Annotated in this window: 17 protein-coding genes; 3 read left to right on the top strand and 14 right to left on the bottom strand. The window is 63.4% G+C overall.

Annotated features, from left to right (window positions below; genetic code table 11):
- Nucleotides 1-102: 102 nt before the first annotated feature.
- From EDF75_RS17490 to EDF75_RS17480, 3 genes are all read right to left on the bottom strand, one after another.
- The gene (locus tag EDF75_RS17490) at nucleotides 103-624 is read right to left on the bottom strand and encodes a rhodanese family protein (RefSeq protein ID WP_133600315.1); all 522 of its coding nucleotides are present in this window, start codon (nucleotides 622-624) and stop codon (nucleotides 103-105) included.
- Between the two features lie 9 nt (nucleotides 625-633).
- Nucleotides 634-933, bottom strand: coding sequence for an ArsR/SmtB family transcription factor (locus EDF75_RS17485; protein ID WP_045857754.1), 300 nt, complete (start codon nucleotides 931-933; stop codon nucleotides 634-636).
- Nucleotides 934-1,047: 114 nt separating this feature from the next.
- Nucleotides 1,048-2,829 (bottom strand): sigma-54-dependent Fis family transcriptional regulator, encoded by a 1,782-nt coding sequence (locus tag EDF75_RS17480; RefSeq protein ID WP_133600314.1) that lies wholly within the window; start codon nucleotides 2,827-2,829, stop codon nucleotides 1,048-1,050.
- A 262-nt stretch (nucleotides 2,830-3,091) separates the two neighbouring features.
- Between EDF75_RS17480 and exaC the strand changes: the two genes are divergently transcribed.
- Nucleotides 3,092-4,612, top strand: a complete 1,521-nt coding sequence (gene exaC / locus EDF75_RS17475; protein WP_133600313.1) for an acetaldehyde dehydrogenase ExaC — start codon at nucleotides 3,092-3,094, stop codon at nucleotides 4,610-4,612.
- A 72-nt stretch (nucleotides 4,613-4,684) separates the two neighbouring features.
- Here exaC and EDF75_RS17470 read toward each other — a convergent pair whose 3' ends face one another.
- Genes EDF75_RS17470 through EDF75_RS17440 form a run of 7 tightly spaced genes read right to left on the bottom strand, consistent with a single transcriptional unit; the run spans nucleotide 4,685 to nucleotide 11,652 of the window.
- Entirely contained in the window at nucleotides 4,685-5,647 is a 963-nt protein-coding gene (locus EDF75_RS17470; RefSeq protein ID WP_133600312.1) for an oligopeptide/dipeptide ABC transporter ATP-binding protein, read from the bottom strand.
- Complete coding sequence (locus EDF75_RS17465) at nucleotides 5,640-6,626, bottom strand: ABC transporter ATP-binding protein (protein WP_133600311.1); 987 nt, start codon at nucleotides 6,624-6,626, stop codon at nucleotides 5,640-5,642. The genes EDF75_RS17470 and EDF75_RS17465 overlap by 8 nt, the downstream gene beginning before the upstream one ends.
- On the bottom strand, nucleotides 6,626-7,519 hold the full coding sequence (gene ddpC / locus EDF75_RS17460; RefSeq protein ID WP_123708519.1) for a D,D-dipeptide ABC transporter permease: 894 nt from the start codon (nucleotides 7,517-7,519) through the stop codon (nucleotides 6,626-6,628). The genes EDF75_RS17465 and ddpC overlap by 1 nt, the downstream gene beginning before the upstream one ends.
- Nucleotides 7,520-8,539, bottom strand: coding sequence for an ABC transporter permease (locus tag EDF75_RS17455; RefSeq protein ID WP_133600573.1), 1,020 nt, complete (start codon nucleotides 8,537-8,539; stop codon nucleotides 7,520-7,522).
- A 59-nt stretch (nucleotides 8,540-8,598) separates the two neighbouring features.
- Complete coding sequence (locus EDF75_RS17450; protein WP_133600572.1) at nucleotides 8,599-10,152, bottom strand: ABC transporter substrate-binding protein; 1,554 nt, start codon at nucleotides 10,150-10,152, stop codon at nucleotides 8,599-8,601.
- A gap of 5 nt (nucleotides 10,153-10,157) precedes the next feature.
- On the bottom strand, nucleotides 10,158-10,742 hold the full coding sequence (ddpX, locus tag EDF75_RS17445) for a D-alanyl-D-alanine dipeptidase (protein ID WP_133600310.1): 585 nt from the start codon (nucleotides 10,740-10,742) through the stop codon (nucleotides 10,158-10,160).
- 37 nt (nucleotides 10,743-10,779) lie between these two features.
- A complete protein-coding gene (locus EDF75_RS17440) occupies nucleotides 10,780-11,652 on the bottom strand; it encodes a MurR/RpiR family transcriptional regulator (RefSeq protein WP_133600309.1) in 873 nt (290 codons plus the stop codon).
- A gap of 315 nt (nucleotides 11,653-11,967) precedes the next feature.
- Here EDF75_RS17440 and EDF75_RS17435 point away from each other — a divergent pair, with 315 nt between their 5' ends.
- Both EDF75_RS17435 and EDF75_RS17430 read left to right on the top strand, forming a co-directional pair.
- Entirely contained in the window at nucleotides 11,968-12,729 is a 762-nt protein-coding gene (locus EDF75_RS17435; RefSeq protein ID WP_123552135.1) for a transporter substrate-binding domain-containing protein, read from the top strand.
- Between the two features lie 75 nt (nucleotides 12,730-12,804).
- Nucleotides 12,805-13,998 (top strand): MFS transporter, encoded by a 1,194-nt coding sequence (locus EDF75_RS17430; RefSeq protein ID WP_133600308.1) that lies wholly within the window; start codon nucleotides 12,805-12,807, stop codon nucleotides 13,996-13,998.
- A 5-nt stretch (nucleotides 13,999-14,003) separates the two neighbouring features.
- Here the strand turns inward: EDF75_RS17430 and EDF75_RS17425 are convergent, their stop codons facing one another.
- The 4 genes from EDF75_RS17425 to EDF75_RS17410 are packed head-to-tail and all read right to left on the bottom strand — an operon-like array spanning nucleotide 14,004 to nucleotide 20,565.
- Entirely contained in the window at nucleotides 14,004-15,596 is a 1,593-nt protein-coding gene (locus EDF75_RS17425; protein WP_133600307.1) for a cyclic peptide export ABC transporter, read from the bottom strand.
- A 40-nt stretch (nucleotides 15,597-15,636) separates the two neighbouring features.
- Complete coding sequence (gene fhuB / locus EDF75_RS17420) at nucleotides 15,637-17,613, bottom strand: Fe(3+)-hydroxamate ABC transporter permease FhuB (protein WP_133600306.1); 1,977 nt, start codon at nucleotides 17,611-17,613, stop codon at nucleotides 15,637-15,639.
- On the bottom strand, nucleotides 17,606-18,463 hold the full coding sequence (locus EDF75_RS17415; RefSeq protein ID WP_133600305.1) for an iron-siderophore ABC transporter substrate-binding protein: 858 nt from the start codon (nucleotides 18,461-18,463) through the stop codon (nucleotides 17,606-17,608). The genes fhuB and EDF75_RS17415 overlap by 8 nt, the downstream gene beginning before the upstream one ends.
- Before the next feature lie 2 nt (nucleotides 18,464-18,465).
- Nucleotides 18,466-20,565: a TonB-dependent siderophore receptor gene (locus EDF75_RS17410; RefSeq protein ID WP_243733543.1), complete on the bottom strand. Its 2,100-nt coding sequence runs from the start codon at nucleotides 20,563-20,565 to the stop codon at nucleotides 18,466-18,468.
- Nucleotides 20,566-20,747 lie beyond the last annotated feature (182 nt).

Raw genomic sequence — 20,747 nt, 5'->3', positions numbered from 1 at the left:
GACGCCTCATCCTGCTACCTGCCGTGACCCTGCGTCGCGATTGCGGATATTAACCATAGCTCAGCCGAACGGCATGCGACAACTGACCTGAGGGGGTAGATATCAGCGTCGGTTCCACGGCATCACCGCCAGCAGCCGCGCCATGCCGCAAAAGCCGGTGATACCGGCGAAGGTCAGCCCGGCGCCAACCAATGCGCTCAGCAGGAAAAAGCCGCTGCCGAAGCCGTATCCCAGCACCACGCCGAGAAGTATTAGCCCGCCAGCGGCGATCTGCACCTGACGCATCAGCGGCAGCGGCTGCGATTTATCTTCTGCGACCGGCAGGCCCGCCGCCTTCCAGGCCTGAATGCCGCCGGCCAGCAGCCTGACCTGCGCCGGAGCGGCGGCCGCCAGCAGGCGAATGGCGTTGTTTTGCGTCCGCGAGCCGGCCTGGCAGTGGAAAATAATCGTCTCATCGGCGGTGGCGTGCAGCGTCGCACCGCCGTTCAGGGCGCTGAGCGGGACCAGCTCGGCGTCGGGAATGTGCTCGCGGGCATACTCATCGGCGTCGCGGATATCAATTAATCTGGCGCCCCGGGCGATTTGCGTCCGGGCTTCTTCGGGAGAAAGGGCGGTGATAGTCATGACGGCTCCTTAAGGGCAATAGATGGCCTTCAGCGTGGCGATAATCTGCTGTACGGCAGGATCGGTGATGAAGTAATGGATGCGCTGCGCCTCGCGCCTGCTGTCGATGAGGCCTTCGTCGCGCATACGCGCCAGATGCTGTGAGGTGGCGGAGGGGCTCAGGCCGGTGATCCGCGCCAGCTCGCCGGCGCTGGCGTGCGGCGCGTCGCAAAGCATGCACAGAATCATCAGCCTGTTGGGGTTGCTCATTGCTTTTAACAGGGCCGCGGCTTCCCCGGCGCTGACCTGCAGCTCTTGTGGCGTGTTCATCTCTTTATTTTAGTATTGTCTAAATTTAGCTTATTCTAAAATAAAGGGGCGCATGATGCCAGCGCGGATGGCGGTATGTTGCGTCGTTGGCGGGGCGCGGGGCCCCGCAGAGGATTAATTTCGTCCCGATCGCGCGGCCCGGCGATAGAGCGTGCTGCGCGCCACGCCCAGCGCCTGCGCCGCCTTACTGACGTTACCGTTGTAGGTGGTCAGGGTATCGGCAATCAGCTGGCTATCGTGCTGCTGCAGCCCGCGCGGCGCGGCGGGTGCCGCCGCTGCCCGGTACTCTGCGGGCAAATCGTCAACCTCGAGGCGGGCACCGTCGTCGGCCAGCGCCAGCAGGACCTTCATCAGGCTTTGCAGCTGGCGCACGTTGCCCGGCCAGGGCTGGCGGGCGAGGTTGCCCAGCAGCTCCGGCGACAGCTGCACCCGACGCTGCCCCGCGCCGAGCGCCTGCCATAGCCGCTGGATAAACGCCGGCAGCGCCGGCCAGCCGCGCAGCGGCGGAATGGCGAGGGCAAATTCCCGCAGGCGATAGAACAGATCCTCGCGAAACTCACCGTCGGCGACGCGCTGGGCCAGATTACGGTGGGTCGCGCAGATCACCGCGAAGTTAACCGGGGTGCTTTGGCTGGCGCCGAGCGGAGTGACCTCTTTTTCCTGCAGCACCCGCAGCAGCCGCGTCTGCAGCAGCATCGGCATATCGCCAATCTCATCCAGGAACAGCACGCCGCCGTCGGCCTCGCGGATTTTACCGATATAGCCGTTTTTACTGGCGCCGGTGAAGGCCCCCGGCTGATAGCCAAAGAGCTCTGACTCAATCAGCGATTCGGGAATGGCGGCGCAGTTGATGGCCACAAACTTACCGCTGCGCCAGCGGCTATGCTGGTGCAGGGTACGGCTGACGTACTCTTTCCCACACCCCGTTTCACCTTCAATGCACAGCGCGATGCCGGCGTTGAGCAGGCGCACCATTTTTTCCCCTTCGCGCGGTCCGGCGAAGGGAAGGTCGACGGCGGGCGGGTCCGACACCGCCACGGCGCTGCGGGTGGGGGCGCGTAGCCGGTAGTAATAGCCCTGCCGGCGCACGGTGAGCGGCAGCGGAACGCTGACCGCGGTTTGCGTCAGCAGCGGAAAGAGCTGCTGGAAGGTGATGTGGCCCAGCTGCTCGCTGCCGAGCCCCAGCTCGCGCATCGCCAGCCGGTTGCCGGCGGTGAGAACGTTATCGGAAAAGACCAGCAGCAGCTCCTCAACGCTGTCGAGCTTCTGCGGCTGCGAGTGCAGGCTCATCAGCCACTGCTGCGGGTGCAGGCTCTGTTTTACCCATAAATACTCGATCTGTTTAGCCGCCTCTTTCACCCATCCCAGGGTATGCGGATGGGGGAAATGCGCCGGCCCGGAAATATCCAGCACGCCGGCAATTTGCCCGTCAGGGCTCTGAATGGGGATGGCCGCGCAGTAGAGATCCTGGTTGCTGGTAAGAAAATGCTGGCGGCCGTCAATTTCGCAGCTGTCGTCAATCGCCAGCGCGGTGCCGATGGCGTTAGTCCCGCGGCCGCTCTCGCTCCATAAATTTCCCGGCGCGAGGGCAAAGCTCTGCGCCTTCTGCAAGGCGTGCATATTGCCGAAGGTTTGCAGCACCAGGCCGCTGGCATCGGAGAGGATCACCACCGACTGCAGGTCGGCGACTTTACGCGACAGGGCGCCAACCACCGGCTGCGTGAGCTGCTGCAGCCCGCTATGGCTGGCCAGCAGATCCGCCAGCTCGCCGGAGCGCAGGCGCGGGAAGTCATCCGTCGTGGGCTGCAGGCCATACAGCTGGCTGCGAAACCACGAATCGCTGAGCAGCGGATTAGCTGTTTCCTCCGGGGCGAGGGTAAACGGGTTTCCTTGCACGGAGCACCTCATGGTCGGCTGAGTTATGTTGCAACATTGTAGCTTTACGGTTTCTTATGTGTTGCGATTTGCGACACAGAAGCAAACATCGCTGCCGCAGAATGTGAGACGTCGACCAGGGGTGAAAGTTAATTGGCTGATTTTATTTGCTATTTTAAAGTGCGATAAAACTGGCATAACCCCTGCAATAGCCTTGCTGCAGCAGGCAACAGCAAAAAACCAATACGCCGCTGCGCCTCAACCCTACAAGAAGGAGATTGCAATGCGTTATGCTCATCCTGGCACCCCGGGCGCGTTAGTGACACTTAAATCCGCCTACGGCAACTATATTGACGGCAAGTTTGTCGAGCCGCTCGGCGGCGAATTCTTTATGAATACCTCCCCCGTGGACGGGAGCGACATTGCGCAATTTCCCCGCTCCGATGCCAAAGATATCGATTTTGCCCTCGATGCCGCGCACCGCGCCGCAGAGGCATGGGGAAAAACGTCGGTCCAGCAGCGCTCTAATCTGCTGCTGGAGGTTGCCGATCGCATCCAGAAAAACCTCGAGTACCTGGCGGTAGCGGAGAGCTGGGATAACGGGAAGCCGATTCGCGAAACCCTCAACGCCGATCTGCCGCTGGCGGTCGATCACTTCCGCTATTTTGCCGGCTGCCTGCGCGCGCAGGAGGGCAGCACCGCCGAGATCGACGAAACCACCGTGGCCTATCACTTCCACGAGCCGCTGGGCGTGGTAGGGCAGATCATCCCGTGGAACTTCCCGCTGCTGATGGCGGCGTGGAAGCTGGCGCCGGCGCTGGCGGCAGGCAACTGCGTGGTGCTCAAGCCGGCAGAGCAGACGCCGCTCAGCATTACGCTGCTGATGGAAATTATCGGCGATATCTTCCCGCCGGGCGTGCTGAACGTGGTGCAGGGATTCGGCAAGGAGGCCGGCGAAGCGCTGGCGACCAGCAAGCGGATCGCGAAAATCGCCTTCACCGGCTCGACGCCGGTAGGCCGACATATTATGGCCTGCGCCGCGGAGAATATTATTCCCTGCACCGTTGAGCTCGGCGGCAAGTCGCCAAACATCTACTTTGCCGACGTGATGGACGGCGAAGACGAGTTTATTGAGAAGGCGGTGGAGGGGCTGGTGCTGGGCTTCTTCAACCAGGGCGAAGTCTGCACCTGCCCATCGCGGGCGCTTATTCATGAATCGATCTACGAGCCGTTTATGGAGCGGGTGATGGCGAAAGTGGCGCAGATTCGCCGCGGCGACCCGTTTGATACCGATACGATGATCGGCGCCCAGGCCTCGCGCCAGCAGTTCGACAAGATCCTGTCGTACATTAAAATTGCCCGCGACGAAGGCGGCCAGATCCTCACCGGCGGCGAGCGCGCCAGCATCACCGCGGAGCTGGATAACGGTTACTATATTCAGCCCACCCTGATCAAGGGGCGCAACGATATGCGCAGCTTCCAGGAGGAGATTTTCGGCCCGGTCATTGGCATCACCACCTTTAAAGATGAAGCGGAAGCGCTGGCGATTGCCAATGAGACCCAGTTTGGCCTCGGGGCCGGCGTCTGGACGCGCGATACTAACCTGGCCTATCGCATGGGGCGCGGGATTAAAGCCGGCCGCGTGTGGACAAACTGCTACCACGTCTACCCGGCCCACGCGGCGTTTGGCGGCTACAAGCAGTCCGGCGTCGGGCGCGAAACCCACAAAATGGCGCTGAACGCCTACCAGCAGACGAAAAACCTGCTGGTGAGCTACGGTACCGCGCCGTTAGGACTGTTTTAACTGAATATCTGCCGCGCCGCCCTGTGACCGGCAGATAAAAACCGCCACCTTGTGTTCAGGTGGCGGTTTTTTTTAGTTTACGCCGCTGCAGGCAAGGCTTTCCGCCTTCCAGCAGCGGGCGGCGCAGCCGTTGGCCAGCGGGCGCAGCGGCTGCGGCTTTTCACAGCCGGCGCTGGCGAAGGGGCAGCGCTCGCGAAAATAGCAGCCCTCCGGCAGATGCCGGTTGCCGGGCAGCTCGGTGTTGCGCGGGGCGTCGCCCAGCGGCATGCCAATGCGCGGCACCGAATCCATCAGCAGACGGGTATAGGGATGAGACGGCGCGTCGAGGACCCGGCGCGCTTCGCCCATCTCGACGATTTGCCCGAGATACATCACCGCCACGCGGTCGCTCATATGACGCACCACCGAGACGTTATGCGAGATCAGCACGAAGGTCAGGTTCTGCTGTTTTTGCAGCTCAACCAGCAGATTGAGGATCTGCGCCTGCACCGAAATATCCAGCGCCGAGGTGGGCTCATCCAGCACGATAATATCCGGCTTCGCCGACAGCGCGCGGGCGATCGCAATGCGCTGGCGCTGGCCGCCGGAAAAGGCGTGCGGCAGGCGGTCGAGATACTCCGGACGTAGCCCAACCTGCAGCGCCAGCCGCTCGGCGAGCGCGCGCCGCGCCTTCTCGCCGGGCCGGGACTGGATCCACACCGGCTCGGTGATGGTCCTCCAGACGGGCAGGCGCGGATCCAGCGAGGAGAGCGGATCCTGGAAGACCATCTGCATGCTGCCGGCGTCGCGCCCGGTGGCGGAGTCCCCACCGCGATCGAAGCGGCCGGAAGAGGGTTTGAGCATGCCCATCAGCAGCCTGGCGAGGGTGCTTTTGCCGCATCCGGATTCGCCAACGATACCCAGGGTTTCGCCGCGATAGGCCGTCATATCGAGGCCGTTTAGCGCATAGACGCGCTCGACGACCTTACCGCGCCAGTTCTTGCGCGCCGGGAAGTTAAGATGAACATCGCTCAGCGTTAATAGTCTGTCAGACATGGGCGTTCTCCCGTTGCGGATACCAGCAGGCCGCCTGCTGTTCGGTGTGTTCTATCGGTCGCAGCAGCGGGACCGTCCCGCAGCCCTCGCCGGCGGCGAAGCAGCGTTCGCGAAAGGCGCAGCCCCCCGGCAGGCGCGCGAGGTTGGGCACCGTGCCGGGAATCGATTGCAGTAGCGATCGCGGTTCGCCGTTATCCGGGGCGCTGTTCAGCAGGCCGACGGAGTAGGGATGCAGCGGATGATGCAGCACCTGCGGGGTCGAACCGCTTTCGATAACCGCCCCGGCGTACATCACGTACAGCCGATCGCAGACCTGGGAAACCACCGCCATATCGTGGCTGATAAACAGCACCGCGGTTCCCGTGGCCTGTGCCTTCTGTTTTAGCAGGCGCAGGACCTGGCGCTGGACGGTCACGTCCAGGGCGGTGGTCGGCTCATCGGCAATCAGCAGATCGGGCTCGCAGGAGAAGGCGATGGCGATCATCACCCGCTGGCGCATTCCGCCGGAGAGCTCAAACGGGTAGCGCTCCATCACCCGCTGCGGGTCGGCGATCTGCATATCCGCCAGCAGAGCCGCCGCCCTGGCGCGCGCCTCGCGGGCGGAGAGCGGACGGTGCTGGCGGATAACGTCCACCATCTGCTTGCCAATCCGCCGCGTCGGGTTCAGGGCGGTCATCGGCTCCTGGAAAATCATCGCCACCCTGCGGCCGCGAATAGCGCGCATCTCTTTTTCCGTTGCGCCGAGGATATCATTGCCCATCAGGGTCACCTGACCGCTGTGGATCTGATAGCTCTCCGGCGGCAGCAGGCGCATCGCCAGCATTGCGGTAACGGATTTCCCCGAACCCGACTCGCCCACCACGCCAACGATTTCGCCGCGGTCGATATGCAGGGAAACGGCGTTCAGGACGTGCACCGCGCCCTGATAGACGGGGAAGCTTAAGCGGACGTTATCGATAGTTAAAACCCGATTATTCATTAGCTGCGTCCTCCGGACTTCGGATCCAGTAAGTCCTGAATCCCGTCACCAAACAGATTAAAACCGACGGCGGTGATCAGGATGGCGGCGCCGGGGAAGGCGCAGTACCACCACTGGTCGAGAACATAGTTGCGACCGTTGGCCACCATCGCCCCCCATTCGGCGGTCGGTTGCTGGGCGCCGAGGCCGATAAAGCCTAACGTCGCCGCCATCAGAATAGCGCTGCCGATATCCAGCGAAGCCTGCACCACCAGCGGCGGCAGCGCATTGCGCAGGATATGCCAGCTAATCAGGTGCCAGCGGGAGGCGCCGAAGGTGACGGAGGCCTCCACGAAGCTGTGCTGGCGCACCACCAGCGTTTGCCCGCGCGCTAGGCGCACGTAAAAGGGGATCCGCACGATAGCGATCGCCAGCATGGCGTTGAACAGGCTCGGGCCTAACGCCGCGGCCAGCGCCATCGTCAGCACCAGCGAAGGGATCGACAGCATGATATCCATCAGCCGCATGATCAGCGCGTCGCTGCGTCCGCCCAGCACGCCGGAGAGGCAGCCCAGCAGCGAGCCGCCGATCCCGGCGATCAGCACTACCGCCAGCCCGGCGGCGATCGACTGCTGGCTGCCGATCAGCACCCGGCTGAACAGATCCCGGCCCACTTCGTCGGTGCCAAACCAGTGGATCGCCGACGGCGCCTGCAGGCGGGCGGTGAGATCGATGGCGTTAGGATCGTGCGGCACCAGCCACGGGGAGAAGATCATCAGGAACAGCATGATCAGCATAATGCCGCCGCCGATTAGCGTCAGCGGGCTTTTACGTACCAGCCACAGGCGGCGTTTCCACGCGTGGCTGCGGCTGATTTTCACGCCGACAGCGGGGCTTTCCTGGGTCATCATCACTTAGCTTTCTCCCCGACCCATACGCGGGTCTATCCACAAATAGAGCAGGTCAACGAGCAGGTTGACCAGCACGTAGGCAAACGACACCACCACGGCGAACCCCATCACCGCCGGGAAATCGAGCGCCTGAATGGAGGAGACCACGTAGGCGCCCATCCCGGGCCAGGCGAAGACGGTTTCGGTCAGCACCGCGCCGTACAGCAGGTCCCCCAGCGCGAGGCCGAGCACGGTGACCGAGGGGATCAGCGCATTGGGCAGCGCGTAGCGCATCACGATGGTCCACTTCGGCAGGCCGCTGGCCAGCGCGGTGCGGATGTAATCTTCGCTGAGCTGCTCCAGCATCGCCGAGCGAATCTGGCGGGCAACAATTCCCAGGTGGACGAAGGCCAGGGTGGTGGCCGGCAGTATCAGATGCTGAAAGGCGTTAAAGAACACCTCAAGGTTGCCTTCCAGCAGCGAGTCGATCAGGTAGAAACCGGTCACGTGGGTCGGCGGGTCAAACCAGTCGTCAAGGCGTCCGCTGCCCGGCAGCCAGTTCAGCTTGCCGTAAAACAGAACGATCACCCCCAGCCCCAGCCAGAACGCCGGGGTGGAAATCCCGGTCAGCGCCATCAGGCGCACCAGATGATCGGTCCAGCGGTTGCGGTACACCGCCGAGAGCACGCCGAGCGGAATGCCGACCACCAGGGCGATAAACAGCGCGCATATCGCCAGCTCCAGCGTTGCGGGGAAAAAGGTTTTCAGATCCTCCAGCACCGGGCGCCCGGTACGGATAGAGGTGCCGAGATCGCCGTGCAGCAGGGCGTTGACGTAGTGTAAAAACTGCTGCCAGAGCGGTAAATCCAGCCCCAGCTGCTGGCGAATATGGCGCACGATCTCGTCGCTCGCGCGATCGCCCGCCAGCAGCCGCGCCGGGTCGCCGGGAATAAGGTGCGAAATAATAAAGGTGATCGCGCATACGCCGGCGACGACGAGGATCAGCCCCCAGCTGCGTTGTCGTAGTAAACCCCAGAAACTCATCATGACGTCCTCTGCCGGGCCGATGGCTGCCCGGCATCACAAGGTTAAGGTGCGGCCTGCTATTTGTGCATCTCGGCAATATTGAAGATCTGCTCGAGCATCGGGTTAAAGACGAAGCCTTTGACCTCTTTGTTCATCGCCACCTGATAGTTTTTCTGGAACAGATAGACGTAGGCGGCCTCATCGATCACCGTTTTCTGCGCTGCCTGATAATCCGCGGTTCGCTGCGCCTGATCGGCGGTGGAGACCGCCTTCTTGAGCAGGGCGTCAACCTGCGGGTTCTCGTAGAATGAACGGTTGCCCGGGAGCCCTTTCTTATCCGACTCAAACCAGTAGTTCATGAACATATAGGGGTCGGCGAAATCCGGGCTCCAGTTGCCGATGGCGATGTCGTAATCCCCTTTGCCAATCCGCTCGCGCATGGTGGCGTTAGCCAGCTTTTCGAGCTTCACCGGGATACCGAGCGCCTGCAGGTTCGCCTGGGTGGAGAGGGCGATAGGCTCCCAGTTAGGGTCATTATCGGAGTAGAGGAACGACAGGGTTTTGGGCTTATCCGCCACTTTTTCCAGCGCGGCTTTGGCTTTGTCCATATCGAGGGAGTACTGCATGGCGCTGGCGTCATAGCCCCACATGCCGTCCGGGATCGGGCCGCGCATCTGCTTGCCGTTGCCGCCGAGAATGCCGTTGACCATCCCTTTATAGTCGGTGGCCCAGGAGACGGCGCGGCGGAGATCGACCTGATTCATCGGCGCCTTGCTGTTGTTGAGGTACAGGTAGGTGACGCGCAGCGCCGGATAGTCATACACCGCGACCTTATCCTCTTTTTTCAGCGCCGCGAACTGGTCTACCGGCAGCGCGTCGGCAATATCCAGATCGCCCTTGGTCAGCTGCAGGCGGCGGGCGGAGCTTTCGCCGATAATCTTCACCGTGACCCGCTTAAAGACCGGCTTAATGCCGGCGTAGTGCGGGTTGGGCACCAGCACCAGCTGCTGGCCTTTCTGCCAGCGCTGCAGCATATAGGCGCCGGAGCCGGCGGTGTGCTCCGCCAGCCAGCCGCGGGCGTCGTCGGCGGCGTTGGCCTTCAGCACCGCCGGGTTGACGATCGACGCGCCGTCGTTGGCGAGGGTGTGCAGGAACGGGGCGAATGGCTCCGGCAGGGTGAAGCGGACCGTGGTGGGATCGACGGCATCAATTTTCAGCCCGCTCGGGAAGGCTTCCGAAGGACCTTGCTTAATGCGCATCAGGCGTTCGAACGAGAGCTTGACCGCCTCGGCCGTCACCGGCGAACCGTCATCAAACTGCATGCTTTTGTGCAGCGTAAAGGTCCAGGTTTTACCGTCATCGGAGACCTGCCAGCTCTCCGCCAGCTCGCCCTCGACGTCCGTCGAACCTTTCCCGTCATCGGTTTTGTATTTCACCAACCGCTGATAGGCCGGGTAGGTGACCGTCCAGTCGTTGTTATCGATGGTCACGGCCGGATCGAGGGTCTGCGGGTCGGCGGCTTTACCGATCACCAGCATATCTTTGGGGACCGCGGCATAGGCCGGCGCAACGGCGGCGGCCAGCGCGACGGCCAGCAGCAGCGGACGAAAACCGGTTAAGGGGGTACGCATCTTTTTCATGGAATTACTCCGTCAGTCTTAGCGGGAGCCAGGCAGGCAAAAACATCATCAAGGAGCGGATAACCGGCCGCGTCCGGTAGTTCGAAATGCCACCATTCCGTGGAAATACCCTTAAAGCCGCCGCCAAACATCACGGCGTTCAGCAGCAGGCGGTTACGCTGAGCGGCGGCGGGAACCGCCGGGTGGTAAGGGTGGGACAGGTCGTCCATCTCATCGAAGGCGGTGCCCATATCCAGCGGCTGGCCGTTTTCATCGATTAACGTCACATCAATAGCGGTACCGCGGCTGTGGTTCGACCCCAGCGCAATCGGCACTACATAGTCCTGGTTCGGACAGGCGTTCCACAGCAGCTGCTGAGCCTGCTGCGGACGATAGGCATCGAGAACCTGCAGATGCAGGCCCGCCAGGCGGGCGATGCGCAGAGACTTCTCCAGCGCCGCCGCCGCGTCCGGGTGCAGCAGGCAGCGGGCTTCGGCATAGATAGGCTGGCCGGTAATGTTATCGGCGCTGGCGTACTTGAGATCGATAGCCAGCGCCGGAAACCGCGCGCGGATATCGACCAGGGTGACTTGCTGATTCATCTGTTATTTCCTGTCCTGGAGCCTGGCGAGCAGGCGCTTATTCACGTTCAAATTGACCAAACTCCTGCTGCAGCGCCCGGTTCTCGGCCAGCCGCTGCGACAGCGACGGGCCGAGCCGCTCGACCACCGCCGAGAGCAGCAGGTTGAAAAGGCAGCCGATCGGCGCGAGCGAATCCCAAAAGTGGCCGGTATCGGTTTTGACCTGCAGCAGATCGAGCGGATAGTCGCGGGCCCACGGGCACCAGATATCGGTCACCAGCGCGGTGGCGATGCGCCGCTCTGCGGCCACCCGGCAGAACTGGCGGGCGGTGCTGGAGTAGGCGCGGGTATCGGTGATCACCACGTAGGGATGCTCATATTCGGAGTTCAGCGCCTCCAGCCAGCTGCCGGAGCTGCCGTCGGCGTAGGTCACCCGCGGGCGCAGATATTCGAGGTGGCTAAAAAAGGTGTTGGCAAGACCGCGCGTGGACTGGATGCCGATCACAATCACCGCGTCGGCTCGCGCAATCCGCTCGCTGATGCGGGCGAAGGTCTCCTCCTGCGCCAGCTGGTAGACGTAGCGGATAGCGTCGAGCTCCATCTGCAGCGACAGGCTGGCGCGGTCGGGCTGCGCCTGCTGCTGCGCCCAGGAGTCGAGGCGATCGATGACGCCCCAGTGTCTATAGGGCACCGGCGCGCGATCCTTCAGGCTGTTTTTAACATCATCGAGGTTGCGGTAGCCCAGCTTGCGCAGGTAGCGTCCGACGGTGATCCCGCTGGTGCCGGTTGCCTGGGCAATGCTGTCCGCGGTCTCAAAGGGGATATGCTGACGATGGCTCAGCAGCCAGCTGCCGATGCGCTTCTCGCTAGGCGTCAGCTGGCTGAAGGTCGCTTCAATGGTGCGAAACAGCTCGTCGCTACTCTCGTTCATCCTCACTCCCGGTGATATTGGGTTCTCATAAATCATTGCGCTGTTACTCAGATAACAAAGCACGATGCATGCCATCTATTACGGAACACCGTCGTTTGCGGTATGACGGGGAAAAGAGTGGAGGCAGGCGAACTATGAGCGTAGATTTTCAGCAAAATATGCACAAAGAAGGTGCAACATTTCCTGGTTGTGCATCACAAAAAGAAAACATATGGTTAACAAAGCTGTCATTAATGCCCGCGAACGAATAGAGAAAAACGGCGGGCAACGGGCGCGCACAATTAACATAACTGACTAATTAATAAGGATGATGGTATGAAGGTTAAGGTTTGTATTGCCCTGGCGCTGGCGAGCATTGCCTGCAGCAGCCTGGCACGTGATATGCAAACAATTCAGCAAAGCGGCGAGCTGAAGGTCGGCGTGCCGGGAGATTACGCCCCGCTGGCGTTTCATAACGGCGTCGGCGAGCTGCTCGGCTATGACGTTGATATGGCCAAAGATCTTGGCGAGAAGCTAGGGCTTAAGGTGACGTTCGTGCAGACCAGCTGGCCGACGCTGTCGGGCGATCTGCAGGCCGATAAGTTTGATATCGCCATGGGCGGCGTCACCGAGACGCCGGAGCGGGCGAAAGATTTCGCCCTCAGCCATCCGGTGGTTGCCAACGGCAAAATTGCCCTCGCCAGCTGCATGGCGGCGCCGGCGCTGGGGAGCCTCGAAAAAATCGATCGGCCGAACGTGAAGGTGATTGTGAACCCCGGCGGTACCAACCAAAGCTACGTCGATGCGCATATTAAACATGCGCAGATTATCCGGGTGAAAAACAACGTCGATAACCTTGAAGCGCTGCGGCAGAAAACCGCCGACATGATGGTGACCGACCTGATTGAGGGCATCTATTACCAGAACAAAGAGCCCGGGGTCTTTTGCGTCGCCAACGAGCAGCCTTTCCCGGGAACCGCCAGCTTTAAGGTCTACATGATGAAAAAGGATAATCAGCCGCTGCTGGAGAAGGTCAACCGCTGGCTGGATAGCCAGGATAAAAATGTGCTCAAGCAGAAGTGGAAAATTCACGAATAGGCGGTGGCGATTGTCTCGTTGCCGGGTAAAGTGGCTGTTTACACGCTGCGCAGCGAAACCGGATAACGAGAATTGATGAACGCTGAGATAACCCTGCCCGTCAGGCAACAGAACAACAATATCATCCGCCTGGCGACCGCCCAGGCGCTGGCGGGGGCCAACTCGGTGGTCTTTTACGCCACCGGGGCGATTGTCGGCAACGCCATTGCCCCGGATCGCGCCCTTGCCACGCTGCCGATCGCCATTTTCGTCCTCGGGATGGCGGCCTGCATTTTACCCTTTGGCTTTCTTGCCAGAAAGCGCGGGCGCCAGGCGGTATTTATGCTGGGTACCGGCGCCGGGGTTCTGACCGGCCTGCTGGCCGCTCTGGCGGTGGTGACCGGCTCCTTCTGGCTCTTCTGCGTGGCGGCATTTTTGGGCGGCGCCTACGCGGCGGTGGCGGTCTCGTTTCGCTTTGCCGCCACCGACGGCGTCGGCGTCGAGCGTCGCGCCCGGGCGCTGTCGCTGGTGATGGGCGGCGGCGTGGCCGCCGGGGTGATTGGCCCGATGCTGGTGACCGGGACGATGAACCTGTGGCCAGCGCATACCTTCGCCATGACCTTTCTTGCCCAGGGCGCGGTGGCGGCGGTGTCGGCGCTGGTGCTGCTGGGGGTCAAGTCCGCAGAGCCGGTAGCCCAGGCGAAGAGCGGCGGCCGCCCGCTCGGGGAGATCGTGCGCCAGCCGGGGTTTGCCCGCACGGTATTCAGCGGGGCGGTGGCCTATATGGTGATGAACTTCCTGATGACCGCCGCGCCGCTCTCCATGCACCTGCACGGGATTTCACAGCAGGCGTCAAACCTCGGCATTCAGTGGCACGTGGTGGCGATGTACGGTCCCGGCTTTTTTACCGGCAGGCTTATCGCCCGCTTCGGCGCCGGGCGCATTAACGCGGCGGGGCTGGCGCTTCTCGCGCTGTCGGTGCTGGTTGGGCTGGCCGGCACCGAGGTAATGCACTACTGGGTATCGCTCATTCTGCTGGGCATCGGCTGGAACTTCGGCTTCACCGGCGCCTCGACGCAGATTATGGATTTCCACCGTCCGGAAGAGAAAACCCAGGTGCAGTCGCTGAACGACTTTATCGTCTTCGGCGTGATGATGGTGGGGGCCTTCGCCTCCGGCGCGCTGATGAACCTCTTCGGCTGGAATGCCGTGCTCTGGGGCTCGCTGGTTCCGGTGATGGCGGCGCTGGCGGCGCTGCTGTTCGGCGCGCGCGCCAGGCGCCAGCCCTGAGGCACCTATACGATCCGCCCCGACTCCAGCTTGATGATGCGGTCCGCGAGGTGGAAGTAGCGATCGTCGTGGGTGATGGCGACGATGGTTTTGCCCTCGGCCTTCAGCATCGGCAGGAGCTCAAGATAAAACACCGCCTTAAACTCCGGGTCCTGATCGGCCGCCCACTCGTCGAACAGGTACAGCGGGCGCTCCTCAAGCCACGCCTGCAGCAGCGCCAGCCGCTTGCGCTGCCCCTGCGACAGGGCGGTGGTTGAGAAGCGTCCCCCGGCAAAGCGGACCTTGTGCTGCAGCTTCAGGAGCCGCAGCAGATGGTTAACCTGCTCCGCCGTGCGCTCGTGGACAAACGCCACGTCGTCGAAGAGGAAAAAGTCGTTAAATACCGCCGAGAATAGCTGACGATACCCCTCCTGCTGGTCGCCGGCGACGGCGCGGCCGTTAAGCACGATCGCGCCGCTATCCGGCGGATAGAGCCCCACCAGCAGGTTGGCGAGGGTAGTTTTACCGCTGCCGTTGCCGCCGACGATAAACACCAGCTCCCCCGGGGTGAAGCGCATATCGAGCGGGCCGAGGGTGAAGCTTTCCCCGTCTTCCCCCCGGTATTGATAGCGAATGGCTTCCAGCGCCAGGGAGCGAAAGGGTTCCGCAGGCAAGGGGCGCTGCGGCTGCTCCGGCGGCAGATCCTCGCGCAGCTGCTGCACCCGCTGCAGCGCGACCCTGGCGCTGGCGAGGGTCGGCAGCGACGACAGCACGCCCTCCACCGGCACAATCATATACAGAAATATCATGACGTAGCCGGTGATGGTCGCCGGCTCCAGCGTCAGCAGGTCGCGCAGGCCGAACAGCACCAGGCCGATAAAAGCGAAGAACAAAATGCTGCCCCAGCTGGTGGCGAGCCCGTACAGCACGTAGCCGCGGGTGCGCTGCTGGCGCACGGCCTCGATGTTATCGGCCAGCTCGCCGGCGACGAAGCGGCGGCGACGGTCGGCGTTAAGCCGATATTCGCGTCCGCCGTCGAACAGCTTTTTGCACTGCTGAATCAGGGTATCCTCCCGCAGCCGCGACTGGCGCAGCAGCCCCATCGCCCGGCCGTGCGCGGCGCGGTAGCCGAGGCTGCCGAGGGCGATGGCCGCCAGCGCCAGCCCGAGAACGCTGACGGAGAGGGTGGCGAGATAAATCAGGCAGCCGGCGATCACCGCGCCGTAGATGAACAGGTTGGGCAGGCTGACGAAAAACACCACCAGGGTGTCGAGGTCCTGGGTGAGCACCGATATCGTTTTGCTCATCCCGGACTTCTCCAGCTGCAGCCAGCGGGTTTCGCTGACCTGGCGGGTCAGCTCGCTGCGCAGGCGGGCCTTCACCTTCTGGCCGAGGTACATAAAGGTGGTCTGCGAGATGACGCGGGTGGCCAGCATCAGCAGCGCCAGCAGCGCAAACTGGACGCCGGGCCCGAGCCAGCTCGCCGTCTGCGGCAGCGTCAGGCTGTGGTTAATCATCGCCAGCAGCGAGGCGTTGCTAAAGCCGCTAATCAGCCCGGCGACCACCGCCAGCAGCAGCCAGCCGCCGACCATTCGAAACAAAACCAACAACACCGACATGCGAAATTCCTTATTCATTACTCACAATGCGTTATGCGAATTAACGATGGGCCCTGGAGCGGATCAGCGGCCAGACCAGCAGCGGAACGCCGATAAGCGATGCCACCAGCCCAACCGGCAGCTGGCGCGGATAGAGCGCGTTGCGCCCCAGCCAGTCGGCGACCGTCATAATGACCGCCGACAGCAGCGCCGCGGCGTACAGCTGCGCCAGCGGCCCCCTGACGCCGAGCCGGCGCGCCAGATGCGGCCCCAGCAGGCCAATAAACGACACCGGGCCCACCAGCAGGGTCGCCAGTCCGGTCATCACCGCCGCCAGCGCCAGCACGCCCAGCCGGGCGCGGGGCAGGGAAACGCCCAGCGAACCGGCGACGCCGCCCAGCGGCAGCAGCACCAGCCAACGGCGAAACAGCGGTGCCAGCGCCAGCAGGAGCAGGGTGGCGATAAACAGCGCCTGCGCCAGCGGGGCGCTGATGTAGTAGGTGCTGCCGGTCATCAGCGGCAGCAGCACCGCGCTGGCGGCAAGGTTGTTGAGCATCACGATGCTCACCGCCGCCTGACAAAGGGCGTTCAGCGCCAGGCCGTTGAGCAATACCCGCTGCGGATTAAAGGCGCTGCGGCGGCTGTTCCACATCGTCAGCAGCAGGCTGATGAGCGCCCCGGCGAGGCTGCTGAGCAGCAAAAAAGCGCTGCCCTGGGTGGGGAACAGCAGAATATAGGCCGTCACCCCCATCGCCGCGCCGCCGCCGATGCCCAGCACTTCCGGGCTGGCCAGCGGGTTGCCGCTGACCCGCTGCATCAGGACTCCCGCTGCGGCCAGCAGGGCGCCGGCGCTGATGGCCGCCAGCAGCCGGGGGATCCGCAGCGGCAGCAGCTGCGCCAGCTCGCCGCGGGTCGCCCAGTGCCAGTGGCTTATTCCGTGGCCGAGGAACAGCGAAATCACGACGGCCGCCGCCAGGGTCAGGGCCGCCGCCCACGGGATCCAGCGACCGGCGGGCTGCGCCGGAGCCAGCGGCGGCGGGGAGGTATCAATCCCGTGCTGGCGGGCGTGGCGCGCCAGCAGGATCAGCAGCGGCCCGCCGGTTAGCGCGGTCAGCATCCCCACCGGCAGCAGCTGGCCGTTGAACAGCGAGACCTTTGATACGCAGAGGTCGGTAAACCACAGCAGGCCGGCGCCGGTCAGCGCGCTGTGCAGCATCAGCTGGCGCGAGGTGCGGGCGCCCCCAAAGCGCGCAAGGTGCGGCGCGGCGAGGCCGAGAAAGCCAATCACCCCGACGGCGTTGATAATCAGCGCGCTCAGCGCCAGCGCCAGCGCGACCGCGGCGCCGCGAATGCGCAGCGGCGAGGCGCCGAGGCCGCTGACCATTGTTTCCGGCAGCTGCAGCAGCTCCAGCGGGCGCAGCAGCAGGGCCAGCAGGAGCGCGCAGAGCGCCAGCCACGGCAGCAGCGCCAGCAGCAGATGACCATCTTCCTGCGCCAGCGAGCCGCCGCCCCACATCAGGACGGTCAGCAGAAAGCGGTCGTTGACGATCGCGATCAGCATCGTCAGCGCCCCGCACCACAGGTTGATCATCATGCCGGCCTGAATCATCACCAGCGGGGAGAGACGCTGGCGCCAGCTCAGGAGCAGCACCAGCAGCAGCGCCGCCAGCTCGCCGCCGATAATCACCGCCATTCGCGGCCCGCCGGTCAGCGCCGGCAGCCACAGCGACGCCAGCCCCATCGCCAGGGTTGCGCCCGAGGTCAGACCGAGGGTCATCGGCTCCGCCAGCGGGTTACGCAACGCGCGCTGCATCAGCCAGCCGCACAGCCCGAGGGTGGCGCCGCTGACGATGGCCATTCCCTGGCGCGGAAGCCACATGCCGTGCAGGATAATCGCCTGCGGCCGCGCGTTTTGCGCGCTGAATAGCGCATGAAATCCGCCCTGATGCAGCACGTCGCTGACCGCCAGCAGCAGGGAAGTCAGCCACAGCGCGGCGATAACGCCCCACGACAGACGCCGGGAAAAGGGTTCAGGCATCGCGCCACCCCGCCATCAGCTGGCTGAAAATATCGGCAAAGCGCCCGGCGGTGATCAGCGCCCCGGCGTCGCTGATGGGCTGCTCGATCAGCCCGATCGGGTAGCGTGAGGTCAGCGGCAGGCGCTGCCAGAGCGGGCTTTGCCGCCAGCGGGCCACCGCGTCGCGCCGATCTTCGGCCACCAGCAGGATCAGCCGCGCGTCGAGGGTGGCGATGCGGGTTAGCTCCATCAGCACGCTGCCCTCCGCTCTGCCGCCGCCGGACCAGCCGTTGCGCATGCCGCAGGCTGCCAGCACGTCGCCCGGCAGGCTGCCGCCGGTATAGAGCTGCAGGTGCAGGGCGTCGACCGGGGTGGCGAATATCACCGGCTGGCGCAGGGCTTGCGCGCAGCCGCGGGCGCGGGCGATTTGCTGATGCAGGCGGGCGAGCAGGCTCTGTGCCTGCGCCCGGCGCTGCAGCGTAGTGCCGAGCCGGCGCGTGGAGTCGATAAACGCGCTCAGCCCGTGGGCGGGAAAGGTCAGGGTAGGGGCGATTTTTTCCAGCGCCGGCCTGAGCAGAGCGTGCTGGGGGGTAATCACGATGGCGTCCGGCTTCAACGCGTAGAGCGTTTCCAGATTGGGTTGAAACAGCAGCCCCAGGTCCTGCACCGCCTGCGGCAGGGCGGGGGTGGGGATCAGCTTGCGATACCACACCGGCGCCGAAACGCCGGCCGGCGTCACGCCGAGGGCAAGGATCGTCTCCGCCAGCCCCCAGTCCAGCACCGCCAGCCGTTGCGGCACCGGCGTACCGCTGGCCCACGACAGGGCGGGGGCCAGCAGGGCGGCAGTTAACAACCTGCGTCGTGAAAGCATGGTTACCACTTGTAGTTCAGGGTGGCGACCAGCTGACGTTTCATCGCATATTCGCAGCCGTTATCCTGGCAGGAGGCGAGATAGGTTTTGTTGGTCAGGTTGGCGGCGTTAAGCGCCACGCCCCACTCGCGCCACTGGTAGCCCAATCGCGCATCGTACACCGTGGCGGCCGGGACCTTCATGCTGTTATCGGTGGTGGCGTAGCTGCTGCCGACGTAGCGCACGCCGCCGCCGATGGAGAAGCCGTCCAGCGGGCCGCTGAGCGCATATTGCGTCCACAGCTTAGCGCTGTTGCGGGCAATCCCCACCGGATGCTTGCCTTCGCTGCCGTCGTTGGCGCTGATCACCTGCGGATCGGTTAAGGCCCAGGAGGCCAGCACCGACCAGGCCGGGGTGATGTTGATCTTCCCGTCCAGCTCGATCCCCCGGGAGCGGATCTCGCCGGTCTGCACGCTGTAGTTGGCGTGATCGGGGTCCGGAGTGGCGACGTTGGTTTCGCGCAGGTTAAACAGCGCGAGGGTAAACAGGGCGTCGAGGCCGACCGGGTCGTACTTCAGGCCAATCTCCGACTGCTTACCTTCGGTGGGCTTAAAGGCGCGGCCGTAGAAATCGCTGCTGCTGCTCGGCACGAACGACGTGGAGTAGCTGACGTAGGGCGCGAGGCCGTTATCGAAGTGGTAGAGCAGCCCGGCGCGTCCGGTGGTGGCGTAGTCGTTACGCTCGCTGCGGGCGTCGGTAAGCAGGTCGGTGCTTTTGGTTTTCGCCGCGTCGTAGCGCCCGGCGAGGTTGAGGATCCAGCGATCCCACTCCAGCTGATCCTGCAGATAGAGGCCGGTCTGATCCATCGTCGAGTGGGTGCTGCTGTCGAACGGCGGCTTTTCCACCGGGGTGCTGTAGTCCGGATCGCGATAGTTGATCGGGCTGGCGTCGCCGTAGCCGGACTGGCTGCGCACCGAGCTGTGCATGCGGTCAATGCCGGCCAGCAGGGTGTGCTTCAGCGGGCCGGTTTGCAGATGGAACTCCGCCTGGTTATCCACCGCGAAGTTGACCATCGTCTCCTTCAGGTTCATCGAATAGCGGTCGATCAGCGGCGCGTCGGCGTGCACGCCCCACGGATAGACCATCAGGTAGTCGCCGGTGCTGCTGATATAGCGCAGGTTCTGGCGGAAGGTGACCGTATCGTTAAAGTCGTGGCGGAACTGGTAGCCGATGCTGCCCTGCTTGCGCTCGTACTTATCGAAGCCGGGCTGACCGCCGTAGAAGCTGGAGGAGATCTGGCCGTTCGGGTTATGCGTCAGCGTGCCGGAGACCGGCATCTGGTTGTAGAAGCCGCTGTCCGGGTCCTTGCGCAGCTGCGCCAGGAGCGTCAGGCTGGTGCGGTCGCTCGGCTGCCAGGTTAGCGACGGAGCGATGGCATAGTGCTGATAGCGGGTGTGATCGACCTGGGTTTCGGTATCGAAAAAGGTGCCCGCGACGCGGCCCAGCAGGGTTTTATCATCGTTCAGCGGGCCGGTGGCGTCGAAGCCGGTACCAAACTGGCTGTGGTTGCCGGTGGTGACGTACACCTCGCCGCCGGGCTCGGCCTGCGGGGTCTTGCTGACCATGTTGACGATCCCGCCGGGGTTAGCCTGGCCGTAGAGCACCGAGGCCGGGCCCTTGACGACCTCAATGCGCGACAGCAGGAACGGGTCCCACGCCGGCCGGCTCCACCAGGCTTCGCGCGGCAGGCGCAGGCCGTCGAGATACTCGTCGGCCTCAAATCCGCGCACCATAATGGTGTCGAAACGGGTATCCGGTCCGGAGCTTTCCGACGAGACGCCGGAGACGTAGCGCAGCGCTTCCGGGATCGTTTTCGCCGCCTGGGCTTCAATTTGCGCCTGGGTGACGACCGCAATACTCTGCGCGGTGCGGCTAATCAGCTGGCTGGATTTGCTGGCCGCCGTCGCGCTATGGGTGACGATGTTGCTTTCGTCATCCTGCCCCTGGGCGTCGGGAGCGGCGGTGACCACCATCGTCTGTTCTTTTGTGCTATCCTGCCCGTTATCCGCAGTAAAGGCCTGCCCGCTGTATCCTGCGATGATCGTACATGCCAGTACTTTCAACGGATTATCCCTGAAAAACTTGCCAGGCTGTCTCATATCATTTCCGACTGTTTTTAGAATTGGATGGAAATGATAATTATTCAACTATAAAAGAGAAGCCCGTCCGTGGCAGAATAGCGCCATTGGTCACCTGGATGTCGCCATTCGGACAAAAGTTGTCTCTAAACGCAGCAGTACGCACA

Source organism: Klebsiella sp. BIGb0149, assembly GCF_004362605.1.
In the GTDB taxonomy this organism is placed as follows: Bacteria; Pseudomonadota; Gammaproteobacteria; order Enterobacterales; family Enterobacteriaceae; genus Klebsiella; species Klebsiella terrigena.
This window is presented reverse-complemented; position numbering and strand designations above follow the sequence as displayed.

What these genes read in the sequence shown, in the direction of transcription:
- EDF75_RS17425 (WP_133600307.1), bottom strand. Translation starts at nt 15,596, where the DNA reads ATGTCGGTGTTGTTGGTTTTGTTTCGAATGGTCGGCGGCTGGCTGCTG.
- EDF75_RS17435 (WP_123552135.1), top strand. Translation starts at nt 11,968, where the DNA reads ATGAAGGTTAAGGTTTGTATTGCCCTGGCGCTGGCGAGCATTGCCTGC.
- EDF75_RS17440 (WP_133600309.1), bottom strand. Translation starts at nt 11,652, where the DNA reads ATGAACGAGAGTAGCGACGAGCTGTTTCGCACCATTGAAGCGACCTTC.
- ddpX (WP_133600310.1), bottom strand. Translation starts at nt 10,742, where the DNA reads ATGAATCAGCAAGTCACCCTGGTCGATATCCGCGCGCGGTTTCCGGCG.
- fhuB (WP_133600306.1), bottom strand. Translation starts at nt 17,613, where the DNA reads ATGCCTGAACCCTTTTCCCGGCGTCTGTCGTGGGGCGTTATCGCCGCG.
- EDF75_RS17430 (WP_133600308.1), top strand. Translation starts at nt 12,805, where the DNA reads ATGAACGCTGAGATAACCCTGCCCGTCAGGCAACAGAACAACAATATC.
- exaC (WP_133600313.1), top strand. Translation starts at nt 3,092, where the DNA reads ATGCGTTATGCTCATCCTGGCACCCCGGGCGCGTTAGTGACACTTAAA.
- EDF75_RS17470 (WP_133600312.1), bottom strand. Translation starts at nt 5,647, where the DNA reads ATGTCTGACAGACTATTAACGCTGAGCGATGTTCATCTTAACTTCCCG.
- EDF75_RS17490 (WP_133600315.1), bottom strand. Translation starts at nt 624, where the DNA reads ATGACTATCACCGCCCTTTCTCCCGAAGAAGCCCGGACGCAAATCGCC.
- EDF75_RS17465 (WP_133600311.1), bottom strand. Translation starts at nt 6,626, where the DNA reads ATGAATAATCGGGTTTTAACTATCGATAACGTCCGCTTAAGCTTCCCC.
- EDF75_RS17415 (WP_133600305.1), bottom strand. Translation starts at nt 18,463, where the DNA reads ATGCTTTCACGACGCAGGTTGTTAACTGCCGCCCTGCTGGCCCCCGCC.
- EDF75_RS17485 (WP_045857754.1), bottom strand. Translation starts at nt 933, where the DNA reads ATGAACACGCCACAAGAGCTGCAGGTCAGCGCCGGGGAAGCCGCGGCC.
- EDF75_RS17455 (WP_133600573.1), bottom strand. Translation starts at nt 8,539, where the DNA reads ATGAGTTTCTGGGGTTTACTACGACAACGCAGCTGGGGGCTGATCCTC.
- EDF75_RS17450 (WP_133600572.1), bottom strand. Translation starts at nt 10,152, where the DNA reads ATGCGTACCCCCTTAACCGGTTTTCGTCCGCTGCTGCTGGCCGTCGCG.